Source organism: Pelodictyon phaeoclathratiforme BU-1 (genome assembly GCF_000020645.1).
Lineage (GTDB): Bacteria > Bacteroidota > Chlorobiia > Chlorobiales > Chlorobiaceae > Chlorobium > Chlorobium phaeoclathratiforme.
This window is the reverse complement of the sequence record NC_011060.1, coordinates 90,742-102,500: the sequence shown is the minus strand read 5'-3', so window position 1 is coordinate 102,500 and position 11,759 is coordinate 90,742. Positions and strand designations below refer to the sequence as shown.

13 protein-coding genes (1 of these 13 running past the window's edge) are annotated in these 11,759 nt (G+C 48.0%); 2 read left to right on the top strand and 11 right to left on the bottom strand.

All coding sequences use genetic code 11. From position 1 onward, the window contains the following. The 5 genes from PPHA_RS00485 to PPHA_RS00465 all read right to left on the bottom strand — a co-directional run. Window positions 1-535, bottom strand: the start of a protein-coding gene (locus PPHA_RS00485; protein WP_012506951.1) for a CTP synthase. 1,163 nt of this gene lie to the left of the window's left edge; 535 of the gene's 1,698 nt are visible here — the first part of the coding sequence; it begins with the start codon at window positions 533-535; its stop codon lies beyond the left edge, outside the window. Between the two features lie 106 nt (window positions 536-641). After that, complete coding sequence (gene gyrA / locus PPHA_RS00480; protein WP_012506950.1) at window positions 642-3,125, bottom strand: DNA gyrase subunit A; 2,484 nt, start codon at window positions 3,123-3,125, stop codon at window positions 642-644. Window positions 3,126-3,247: 122 nt separating this feature from the next. Then, window positions 3,248-3,643, bottom strand: coding sequence for a ribosome silencing factor (gene rsfS / locus PPHA_RS00475; RefSeq protein ID WP_012506949.1), 396 nt, complete (start codon window positions 3,641-3,643; stop codon window positions 3,248-3,250). A 327-nt stretch (window positions 3,644-3,970) separates the two neighbouring features. Beyond that, window positions 3,971-4,378 carry a type II toxin-antitoxin system VapC family toxin gene (locus PPHA_RS00470; RefSeq protein ID WP_012506948.1) on the bottom strand — a complete coding sequence of 136 codons (408 nt, stop codon included), beginning with the start codon at window positions 4,376-4,378 and terminating at the stop codon, window positions 3,971-3,973. Beyond that, a complete protein-coding gene (locus PPHA_RS00465; protein ID WP_012506947.1) occupies window positions 4,375-4,614 on the bottom strand; it encodes an AbrB/MazE/SpoVT family DNA-binding domain-containing protein in 240 nt (79 codons plus the stop codon). Before PPHA_RS00465 ends, PPHA_RS00470 begins: the two co-directional genes overlap by 4 nt. Window positions 4,615-5,088: 474 nt before the next feature. Here PPHA_RS00465 and PPHA_RS00460 point away from each other — a divergent pair, with 474 nt between their 5' ends. Beyond that, complete coding sequence (locus tag PPHA_RS00460; protein ID WP_012506946.1) at window positions 5,089-5,979, top strand: hypothetical protein; 891 nt, start codon at window positions 5,089-5,091, stop codon at window positions 5,977-5,979. A gap of 126 nt (window positions 5,980-6,105) precedes the next feature. Here the strand turns inward: PPHA_RS00460 and tsaB are convergent, their stop codons facing one another. From tsaB to PPHA_RS00445, 3 genes are read right to left on the bottom strand one after another with little or no spacing between them, the layout of a single operon-like run. Continuing rightward, complete coding sequence (gene tsaB / locus PPHA_RS00455; RefSeq protein WP_012506945.1) at window positions 6,106-6,777, bottom strand: tRNA (adenosine(37)-N6)-threonylcarbamoyltransferase complex dimerization subunit type 1 TsaB; 672 nt, start codon at window positions 6,775-6,777, stop codon at window positions 6,106-6,108. Continuing rightward, on the bottom strand, window positions 6,777-7,214 hold the full coding sequence (gene tsaE / locus PPHA_RS00450) for a tRNA (adenosine(37)-N6)-threonylcarbamoyltransferase complex ATPase subunit type 1 TsaE (RefSeq protein WP_012506944.1): 438 nt from the start codon (window positions 7,212-7,214) through the stop codon (window positions 6,777-6,779). The genes tsaB and tsaE overlap by 1 nt, the downstream gene beginning before the upstream one ends. Before the next feature lie 9 nt (window positions 7,215-7,223). Then, entirely contained in the window at window positions 7,224-8,498 is a 1,275-nt protein-coding gene (locus tag PPHA_RS00445; RefSeq protein WP_012506943.1) for a DUF1015 domain-containing protein, read from the bottom strand. Window positions 8,499-8,731: 233 nt separating this feature from the next. Here PPHA_RS00445 and PPHA_RS00440 point away from each other — a divergent pair, with 233 nt between their 5' ends. After that, window positions 8,732-9,289: a tetratricopeptide repeat protein gene (locus tag PPHA_RS00440; protein ID WP_012506942.1), complete on the top strand. Its 558-nt coding sequence runs from the start codon at window positions 8,732-8,734 to the stop codon at window positions 9,287-9,289. A 59-nt stretch (window positions 9,290-9,348) separates the two neighbouring features. Here PPHA_RS00440 and PPHA_RS00435 read toward each other — a convergent pair whose 3' ends face one another. From PPHA_RS00435 to PPHA_RS00425, 3 genes are all read right to left on the bottom strand, one after another. Continuing rightward, a complete protein-coding gene (locus PPHA_RS00435; protein WP_012506941.1) occupies window positions 9,349-9,690 on the bottom strand; it encodes a P-II family nitrogen regulator in 342 nt (113 codons plus the stop codon). A 9-nt stretch (window positions 9,691-9,699) separates the two neighbouring features. Further along, window positions 9,700-11,034, bottom strand: coding sequence for an ammonium transporter (locus PPHA_RS00430; protein WP_012506940.1), 1,335 nt, complete (start codon window positions 11,032-11,034; stop codon window positions 9,700-9,702). Between the two features lie 198 nt (window positions 11,035-11,232). After that, window positions 11,233-11,730 (bottom strand): ferritin-like domain-containing protein, encoded by a 498-nt coding sequence (locus PPHA_RS00425; protein WP_012506939.1) that lies wholly within the window; start codon window positions 11,728-11,730, stop codon window positions 11,233-11,235. Window positions 11,731-11,759: the final 29 nt, after the last annotated feature.

The window sequence follows — 11,759 nt, the reverse complement described above, 5'->3', positions numbered from 1 at the left end:
GAATATTCAGCAGGTTGCTGTCACCCATCTCAAGCTTCATCTGCCGCATCGCTTCAAGAAAAGGGAGCGACTCGATATCGCCAATCGTCCCGCCGATCTCGGTAATAAGCACATCAAGATCCCCGTTTTTAGCCTGCTCGGCCATCCGATCCTTGATCTCATCAATCACATGTGGCACAACCTGAACCGTTGCCCCAAGATATTCGCCTCGACGCTCCTTGTCGATAACCGATTTATAGACCCGCCCCATCGTCAGATTTGAAGACTGCGTCGTCGACTCATCGAGAAAACGTTCGTAATGGCCAAGATCAAGGTCCGTCTCAGCTCCATCATCAGTCACATAGACCTCCCCGTGCTGGTAGGGCGACATCGTACCAGGGTCAACATTGATATAGGGATCATATTTCTGTATAGCCACCTTCAGGCCACGCGACTTCAGCAGCATCCCGAGAGAGGCCGACAGAATCCCTTTGCCGAGCGAGGAGATCACCCCGCCGGTCACAAAAATATGTTTCACATTTTTCGGTCGAGCCATGAAACCGTCCGTCCTTGATTAATGATAAATAAAAGCTATCGTTATTGTTCTGCCTCATGGGAACCGTCACAGAACGGATCCATACTTTCCCATGTTTGGCAGTGACTTAAAACAGGTCAATCTGACCATCAGGATCTTCCAGAAGCACATCAGAATCAACCTCTTCATCGCTCTTCGGCACTCGCGCCAGAGCAGAAATGATATCCCCGGCCATCAGCCTGACAAGCCTGACTCCGGAAGTGTTCCTGCCAGTCAACCGTATATCGGAGACATGCTGGCGATTCACGATACCCTGAGCTGTAATGATGATCAGATCGTCGTCATCATTGACATCCAACAGACCAATCAGTGCACCAACCTTTTCATGAGCCTTAAGGGTAATAACCCCGCGAGCACCGCGCCGCGTCAGTCGATAATCCTCCACACGACTTCTCTTGCCAAAACCGTTATCGGTAACAGCAAGCAGCGCCGTATCGAAGCGCTTGGTGGTCACCATTGAAATACACTTCTCACCCTCGTCAAGCGTGATACCCTTGACGCCCATGGCAGTACGTCCCATCGAGCGGATCTCAGCCTCGGGAAAGCGTACGACAAAACCGGAATTCTTGGCCAGAATAATCTGATGATCACCATCAGTCAGACGGGCATCAAGCAGCTCATCATGCTCATCAATAGTAATGGCAGCAATACCATTCTTTCTTGGATGAGAAAAATCTTCAAGCGGTGTTTTTTTCACGATACCATTGGTCGTCGCCATGACAATGAACCCCGGCTCATCAAAATTGCGGATATTGATGTAGGCTCTGATTTTCTCGCCCTGCTGCAACTCCATGATATTGGCCAGCGCACGACCCCTCGCAGCACGTCCAGCTTCAGGAATTTCGTACACTTTCAGCCAGTGACAACGGCCCCTGTTGGTGAAGAAGAGTATATAATTATGGGTCGAGGCAATAAACATATGCTCGACAAAATCGTCATGCTTGGCCTGAGCCCCTGTGACCCCTTTGCCACCCCGTGCCTGGCGGCGATAACCCGAAACCGGGAAACGCTTGATAAAGCCCTCATGGGTAATGGTGATCACCACATCTTCCTGGGCAATCATATCTTCGATGGAGAAATCACCCTCCTGCGGCACAATTTCAGTCCGGCGTTCATCACCATAGACCTCCCTGACCTTCAGCAACTCTTCGCGGATAATCTGCATCTGTTTCTCAGGACTGCCGAGAATAAAGCGCAGCTCCTCAATAAAGGCAAGTACCTCCGTGTACTCCAGATCGATCTTCTTGCGCTCCATCCCGGTCAGACGCTGCAGACGCATCTCAAGAATAGCCTTCGACTGCAACTCCGACAGTCCGAAACGCTCAATGAGCCTCTCCTGAGCCGTTGAGGCATCCGGTGATTCACGAATCGTTGAAATCACCTCGTCAAGGTTATCAAGACAGATCTTCAGTCCTTCAAGAATATGGGCCCGCTTTTCGGCTGTCGCAAGGTCAAATTGTGTACGGCGCAGAACAATCTCATTGCGATGCTTGATATAATAGACCATCATCTCCTTGAGATTGAGGATCCTCGGCACCCCATCAACCAGCGCAAGCATGATCACCCCGAACGTATCCTGCATCGGGGTATGCTTGTACAGGTTATTCAGAACAACCATAGCCACAGCATCCCGCTTCAGCTCAATCACCAGCCTCATGCCGTCACGGTCAGACTCATCGCGGATATCGGCAATACCTTCAATTTTTTTATCGTGCACCAGCTCAACGATTTTCTCGATCAGCCGCACCTTGTTCACCTGATAAGGAAGCTCTGTAACAACAATCGATTCCCGACTGTTTTTCGGAGTAATCTCAACAATGGCCCGCGCCCGGATCACAACCTTACCCCTGCCGGTCATATAAGCCGAACGAACACCCTCATAACCATAAATAATTCCGCCAGTTGGAAAATCAGGTGCGATCACATATTTCATGAGATCAGCCACTTCCAGTTCCGGATTTGCAATCAGGGCGATCATGCCATCAACAACCTCCCGGAGATTCTGGGGTGGAATATTGGTTGCCATACCGACCGCAATACCTGACGAACCATTCGCAAGGAGGTTGGGTATCGCCGACGGAAGAACCGTAGGCTCCTCAAGCGAGTCATCAAAATTAAGGGAAAAGTCAACGGTAGCCTTGTCGAGATCCTTCAGCATTTCCCCGGCAATGCTCTTCATGCGCACCTCCGTGTATCGCATGGCAGCAGGAGAGTCACCATCAACCGAACCAAAGTTTCCCTGACCGTCAATCAGGGGATAACGCATGGAAAACTCCTGCACCAGACGCACAAGACTGTCGTAGACAGCGGTATCGCCATGGGGATGGAACTTGCCAAGCACTTCACCAACAACACGGGCAGACTTTTTATGCGGTTTACCTGCCTGCAGACCAAGTTCGTGCATACCGAAAAGAACCCTTCGGTGAACCGGCTTCAGTCCATCCCGCACATCGGGCAGCGCACGACTGACAATGACCGACATCGAATAATCGAGATAAGAACCCCGCATTTCTTCTTCAATACTGATCGGGACTATTCTTTCGCGCTGCATAGGTAAATCCTGGGTGATAATTGATATAAATAACTCAACGGCGTAATGTATAAAAATCCGTCTGAATTCTGAACAATGCAGTACGCCTGAAAAGAGCTAACTGCAAAAAAATGTGGATAATATCAGCTCAGTGTAATTACAGGTGCATCCGACCAGAGGGATTCAAGGTCATAAAAATGGCGCTCATCCGGCATAAAAATATGCACAACAACATCGATATAGTCCAGGAGAATCCAGTGCATGGAATCCATTCCCTCAACATGCATCGGACGCTCGCCATCAACCTTGAGCTCATCAATAATATGCTCCGCTGCGGCCTTTGCCTTACGATCAGAATCGGCAGTCACAATCACAAAATAATCGGTAACCGATGTCAAACCCCGGAGATCAAGAATCTTGACCTCTTCACACTTTTTTTCCAGCGCCAGCTCAGCAGCCCTTCTTGCCAGCAGCTCACCAACAGCTACCTCTTTTACCTGTGTGGCACTCACCATCTCTTCCTCTTTCAAGCTACTCATAAACCTCTATCCTTCATAAATGAACTATATTTTACAACAACTTACCGCCAACAGGCAACAAAACAACCCCACTATGGCAATAATGGTAACTCCTCAACATACGAAAAAGCCAGCTCACTGACCGCAAAAAAAGCCGGGGAGTAATTCCGGCATGGACTGGATGGATATCGAAATCTTGCCGGATGTTGAGATGGCACCGTAACAGTATCACTCGCACAATGGGACAAAGGAGGCTTTGACAAAGGCATCACGACAACATACAGTAAAATCAACAACTGGAGAGCATGGACTTGCAGCTTCATTAAGCATTACATACCCAGCACGTCATCAGAGTTGTAATAAAGTCGTAAAACCGGCCTGTTCAAAATGGTCATCAGAAGTCAAGGCGAGTGTAATTCCTTTTTCTTTCATGACAAGGAATGATAGGCAATCCACCAAACCCCATTCTTTGTCATGATATTTCCCGAACATTATCAACCCTGATTCAAACTGCTCCTCAGAAACACAAACAATTTCGGTATGAATGTCATTCTTCAGTAATTGAATATAATTGAACGCTTTGCCTCGAAGATGAGGAGAAGAAAGCATGTTGGCAAACTCCATGAGAACCGCTGAAGTTGTAACAAGTCGGATCGGCTGTATGAGTGTTTTACTTATGCTTACAGCCTCTTGATGAAATTGATCTCTACTGTGAGTCAGGGCAACCAGATAGGATGTATCAAGGAAATAGATCATTTTTCCGACCTTTTAGATAGTCCGTAAAGATAGTGGTCCACATTAAGGGATAAATCTTCCGGACCCATATCCTCCGCCTGCTCTGCCAAAATATCCAGAACCGATTTTCCCTGAACTGGTTCAGCAAAAAAATGCTTGTCATCAAATTCCAGACGAATCTCATCAGTTTGGATAGTGCTCAAAAAACGCATCAGAGCTTCCTGCATCTTATCTTTATGAATAATAAGCTGTGTCATGTTTTCTCCCTTAAAAAATATGAACTGTATACATGATATCAACCAGTCCCTTAATTTACTCTGTTTGCCCGACTTTGTCCTTGAGATTGCATGAGATTATTTGACAACCTATCAGAGATTTCACTTTTATTATACAATTTTATCTTTCTGACAGCACATCGGATGACGCTGTTATTCCGCCAGCTTCATAACCATCTGAGACCAGCTCAAAAAGCCCTGTGTTGTTCTCCATATGAGGTACCTCTATGACTCAACATCACGAAGCTGTAGCAGCCCTATAGAAGAGTGGCACAGGTCGGCAGATATGGTGCTGGTTGTATACCGCATTTCAGATTCCAGTAGGCCCAAGATGGGTCGAAAATACAATCCTGTCCGGTTTTGCGCCAAGAAGGGGAAAAAGCGATCAACGACTACTCATTTCTCTTCATGATAGTATCAAAACAACACGGAATGACGTAAAAATTTTATTGAAAAATGCGCGAAATTATCTATTTTTCCAGAAGTAAACCATCAGATTTACTTCACATAAATTCCTTCACGACTATGCAAGATAAATGGAGTATTGCGTCTACCCTTTTCTCGGCAATAGGGTCTGTTGCAACTACAGTCTACAGCTACGTTGCTGTTTTAGATATTTTGAACAAATCAAAAAAGAGCGCGGGCCTTGACAGGAAAGGGCCTGCAATAAGTGGTGTAAAAAGCTTTTATAAACCCATATTCAAGTGGCTTACCTACCTCTTTGCAGCAATTGGAGCTATCACTGTAGCTATTAGTGCTTTCGTGAGTCTAGCTGTTATGGTTGTTCAAACCATAGCACCTGACTGGAATCCTGTCATGAAACTTCAAAAGGGGATGGCTTCCGGTGTCATGGCTGTGGTTGCACCACAGTTAACTGTTTCAGGTCCAGAAACACAACGGGTAGCCATACCGGAACCTACCTTGATTAAGCCATCTTATCGACCGGCAAAAATTGAGCCATTCACGGTTTCGCTCTCTCCGGCAACTATTGATAACGAAATCCATGTCAAGGCCACTATCAGGAACACCACCTCTCAGCCTGTTTATATTTCTCTAAACAACGCACAACGTCCGGTTTTAATCGATGATAGTTCTGGTCATACGTCTGAAATGTTATATCAAGAAGGGATCAGCATGAGTTCGTACGAAATGTCTGGGAAAGAACGGGAAGAGGGTACGTACACAAAAATCCCGCCCGGTGAAGCTTTGGCGATAGGCCTACACTTCAGTGTTTATCATCCAGCTCCTCAAAATGGAGGAACGGCTAATATAACATTCGGTTTTATATACTTATACGACGGCAAAGCAGAAAAAGTATCGAAAACACCGACCACTTCGTTCAGATAGATTTGAGGCCACTTTCTTGCGCCGTAATCTTTATCGGCCAAGGCGCAAGAAAGGCTGTGCCATTTTATCTTCTCCTTCAAAAAAAACATAATCGGCATCATCGAAACGCTTCTGTTTATTGATACATCAATTTCCGCCATTGGGAGTAAACATCTGCCGGTAATCGGGGGTAACTCCGTTAAGCTCTGCGGCATCGGCCCCGGCAAAGAGCCTTAGGGCTGCGGGGAAAAGGGATCTGGCGGAAAAGAGATCTGCCTCCCTGTAAACCGCACCGGAATCGGCGAGCAACGGGATAAGCTCATTGAGTCCACGCCCGACAACAACGGCTCCACCATTAACTAAAGAAATGGCAGCCACAACATCAGCAGCAGAACCTCGCTTGACCTCATCGTGCCAGAGGCCTGAAGCAAGCTCCTCAGGGAAATACGACGCATAGTAATACTCCCCTTTGCGGGATGGAATAACCGCCATTATGGAACCGGATTCAGCATGCAGTGAGGCGGCCATTGCCGGCATGGTGGGCACCGGAACAAGCGGGATTCCGAGGCCATAGGCAACCCCTTTGGCAATAGCCATCCCGATACGCAGTGCGGTAAAGGAGCCGGGGCCGGATGAAATAGCGATGGAGTCGAGCTGTTTGAGATCGAGAGCGCTTTCTGCCATCACCTGTTCGATCAAGGGAACAAGTGTTTCAGCAGCCTTCTTCCAGTCGGCGCTCCGGGCTTCGGTAACGACACCGGCGTTCGTGACCGCAACACTAAGGGCCGCATGGGTGCACTCTATGGCAAGAATATTCATCACGATTTGCGTTTAATAACAATTCTGCGGCTGTCGTTCCCGGCATATTCAAGGGTGACGGTTACGGTATAGCGCGTAGCATATTCCGGAAAACGGTCAGCCCACTCTACAAAGGAAAAATCACCGCTGGAGAGATATTCGTCGAAACCAATCCCTTCAAGCTCCTGCTGTGAGTTGATCCTGTAGAGATCGAAATGGTGCAGCGTTACCGGCTCGCCATCAAGAGAGCCCTCATAGATGTTCAAAAGGGGAAAGGTGGGACTTGAGAGCTGGTCGTCGCAGTTGAAATACTCCGTAACCCCCCGCATGAACTCGGTTTTGCCCGCGCCGAGCTGTCCACAGAGCGAAACCATGTCGCCAGGCTGAAGGGTTGCAGCAAACCGGCGGGCATACTGGCAGCTCTCTTCAGCGGAGAGGGAGAGAAACTCTTCGGTCATTACGAACTCTCAGTCAAGCGGGTTAAAAAGCATACCGGTCATCAGTTTCGGGTAAAAGAAGGTCGATTTCTGCGGCATCACCTCTCCCGTCTCCGATACGGAAAGAACCTGCTCAACGGTCGTTGGCTTGACCACAAATCCAACCTGAACCTTACCGGAATCAATCGCGTCGAACACTTCACGGTCATCCTTGACATACGTCAGGTTACTCTGCTTTGCCATCGCCTCCTGGGAGATGCCAAGCAATCTGAACAAGATAAGATCGTGCAGAAGCACCAGACCGAGGCGTTGCAGAGCTTCCGGACGGGCAGGATCAAGCAGGGGCTTTGGATCGGTTTTCAGGCAAATACCAAGAACCATGCCGGAAGTGACAACGCCGTAAGCATAACTCGATGGCTCTCCATCAAGAAATGCCTTCAGTGCGGCTCTGTCATGCAGTTCGGTTACGGTAAAAAACTCTGCAAGACGCGACTTCAGCAAAGCGGCATCGAACCCTTCGAGGCTGTGCACAAGGCGATGGATCGGGAAAATCAGCAGCCCTTCGTCATGAATGTTGGCCAGATAGGTCAAAATAAAGTTATAGGGCTCCTGGCCGGTATGAGAAGGGTTCGCTGCCGCACGCTCATTGCGATAGTTGACGCCGGTATCATAACGGTGATGGCCATCAGCAATATAGACCGCTCGATCCTGCAGCGACTGCTGGAACTGGCCGACAATCTCCGGATCAGTGATGCGCCACAGCCGGTTGCTCACTCCCTCGAAATGTGCATCAACAATCGGCTCATGGCTCTCGGTGAAAGCTTTCATCAGGCAATCCGCAGTTTTGCTTTCATCGGCATAGAGACCGAATATGCCGCTGATGTTGGTCTTCGTTTTTCTGAAGAGGTTGAGCCGATCGGCCTTGGGACCTGAAAGGGTTTTTTCGTGAGGCAGTACCTTCTTTTCCGAAAAATCATACAGGCGCATGGCGGCAAAAAAACCGCAGCGGGTATGCGAAACGCCGTCGGAATCCTCAAAAGTCTGAAAATAGGGATAAATGGCCGGAACGGAATCGTTCTGCAGTTCACCACCCTGAAGCCACTCAGCGAGACGCTCTGCGGCTGCGCTGTAGGGATCGGCCTCGAGTGGCAGTTCAAGACGTATGGCGTTGTAGGGTGAGCTGCCGTAGAGGCGCTGCTGAAAAGCTGCCGAAATGACATCATAAGGAGGGCAAATCAACTCTGATGCGCTTTTCAGCAGTTCGGGACTATAAAGAATCCCGTTAAAAGGTATAATTTCGGGCATGGAAAGCAACGATTAGATGTTAGTTTTCAGGGCAGATGCGTTGCCATGAGTGACAGGGACAAGATAGAAAAAGCAGTGAAAAAGGCACAAAGAAAGAGATTGAATACCCTCATCGCTCAAGGCATAAAAAAAGGAACTTCAAAGTCCCGAAAACTATTAGTATGTAGGGCGTAGCGACTGAAAATGGTCGGCTGCGCTTCTGTTTTTTATACTTTAGACCCCTGCAGTATCACATGAAAAAGATTTTGTGTTGTATCCCTCTTGTCACAGCGTTGATGCTGCTGACGGTCGGCATCACGTTGGCAGAATCGGCCAACAGCTCTTTTAACCTCGGATTTGAAAAGCATCAGCAAGGCGACCTTCCCACAGCCATAAGATTGTATTCAAAAGCCATTGAAATTAACCCCGCATTTGCCATGGCATTCCAAATGCGGGGCATCGCACAGCAGCAGTTAAAAAAATATCCGCAAGCCATCAGCGACTACACCATGGCGATAACCTTTGGTGACAACGCTTTCAAAAGTGTCAACTACTACAACCGGGGTATCGTAAAAAACATGACCGGCGATTTTACCGGGGCAATTGTTGATTTTTCCCAGACCATTGCGCTCGACAGAAAAATGGCTGAGGCATTTTTCCACAGAGGCATCGCAAAAAGTAAAATCGGTGACCTCGCCGGACGCTTTGATGACTTCCGCAATGCGGCACTCCTGCGCGATCATAACGCAGAAAGATGGCTGAACACCTATTATCCTGGATGGCGAGAACTGCCACCCTCTCCCGCGCCATAAAAAAAAAGGGCAGTCCCAAATTTACCGGAACTGCCCTTTCGTCTGCTATGAACGGTTTGTTATATCGCCTTTCCGCCACGCTCCCTTGTTCTGATACGGATGCACTCTTCAAGCGGGGTGATAAAGATCTTCCCGTCACCGATTTCACCAACACCATGACTTGCAGCGCTAATGATGGTATCGACCGTTATATCGACAAACTCATTATTGACGGCAATATCAAGTCGGATTTTTGGAATCAGGTTTGGCGCTATTTTCTGGCCGCGGTATATCTCAATATCCTCCTGTCGGCCATGGCCAGTTACACGACTGACGGTAATCCTTGTTATATCTGCCTGAATCAGTGCCTCGCGCACATGATCGAGCCTGTCAGGCTGAATGATTGCTGTAATAAGTTTCATTGCTACAGGTTAGTTAAGGTTGATAAGACCATATCCATGCTCACCGTGCATGCTGTGATCGAGACCGGACATTTCATCATCTTCGGAAATACGAAGGCCGATTGTTTTTTCAACAAGGAAAAGCAGAATGAAAGAGATCACTGCAGCATAGACAACCGTCACTCCTACGGCTGTTGCCTGAACACCAAGCTGCTGCCACATCGTCCAGCTATGATCAGCCGTTTTCGCTGCAGCATCGGCCATCCATGACGGACGAATAAAAAACACAAGCGCAATAGCGCCAACAATACCACCGACACCATGGACACCAAAAGCATCAAGGCTGTCATCATAACCAAGCTTGCTCTTGAGCAAAATTGCAGAGTAACAGAATATTGAAGCCAGCATACCGAGCGCAAACGCACCAACAGGCTGTACAACACCAGCGGCAGGTGTGATGGCAACAAGACCTGCAAGAATCCCTGAAGCAACACCAAGGCTGGTTGCTTTACCATGATGAAAAATCTCAATGACCATCCAGGTAAATGCACCTGAAGCCGCAGCCATCTGGGTCACTGTCAAAGCACGGGCAGTGGCAAGGTTACTCGCAATAGCACTTCCAGCGTTAAACCCGAACCAGCCGACCCACAAAAGACCCGCGCCAATCAAAGTCATCACCAGGTTGTTCGGTTGCATGACATTTTTTGGATAACCACGTCTTTTACCAAGATAGAGTGCAGCAACAAGCGCGGTAATACCCGAAGAGATATGCACAACAGTACCACCGGCAAAATCAATGGCACCCATTGCTCCAAGATTAAAAAGGAAACCATCAGCCGCCCAGACCCAATGGCAAATCGGACTGTAGACAAAAATACTCCAGAGAGCAATAAATACTGCATACCCCTTGAAATTAACCCTTTCAGCAAACGCACCAGCAATCAGAGCGGGCGTGATAATGGCAAACTTACCCTGGAACATCGCAAAGACATATTCAGGAATCTGTGTTGACATAATCGTGTCATCAATCCCCTGCAACATGAAATACTTGCTGTCCCACCCGATAAAACCGCCAAGAACACCGGGGCCGAAACTCAGCGCATAGCCAACCATCGGCCAGAGCACACCAATAATCACCATAGCGGCAAAACTGTGCATCATGGTACCAATCACATTCTTTGTCCGGACAAGTCCGCCATAAAACATGGCAAGTCCAGGAACCATAAGCAAAACAAGTGCTGTAGAAGTCAGCATCCACGACGTTGTTCCGGTATCGGTAACCACGGCATCAGCAGCATGAGCTGTTCCCTGAAACAACGATGCTGCCAGCAGAAACAGCAGTGTTGTTAAAAGTTTTTTTCTCATAACAAGATCAGATGAAATTAATGAAGCCTTAATAATTAATAGTAGCGACACATATGTAGTTATTTTTTTAACCAAAACCAAAAATTCAGCATCTTTTGTTACGCTAAGGTAGAATTTTTATGCTCTAACGCAAAAAAGCCCGGCAGCGTGCACATGCTGTCGGGCTTTTCTTTGCCATTGGGAAAGAACAAAGAGAGGTTACGATCTGACGAGAAAAACGCCAAGATCCTCGAAAAGCGCCTGCAAATCCTCCTCATGCTGAACCTCATCCTGGAGAATCTGTACCGCCAGATTATACGTTATCGGATCCTTGAAGCCGATCTCTTCGATAATACTGTTGTAAACATTGATGGCGCACTGCTCACCGGCAATGTTCTGCTCAAGGATCTTTTTGACAAAGGGATCGTCAGGAGCGGCATAACCGCAGTTCGACAACGAAAACCACTCGAGAGGAGAGGTAACAGGTTTTCCCCCAAGCTGAATAATCCGGGCGGATACCATATCAGCGTGACGAAGCTCATCTGCAGCATGTTGCAGAAGTTCGGCAATCACGGCATCTTTCATAGGGCCCTGAACCAGCTTTGCCCCAATCCAGTACTGATAGTAGGCAAGCCACTCATCAGCAAAAGCCTTGTTAAGCAACTCAAGAACACGGGGAAGATGCTCTCCAACTATTTCACGACCTCTTGTACCCATCTGCAGACTCCTTTTTAATTCGTTCGTTA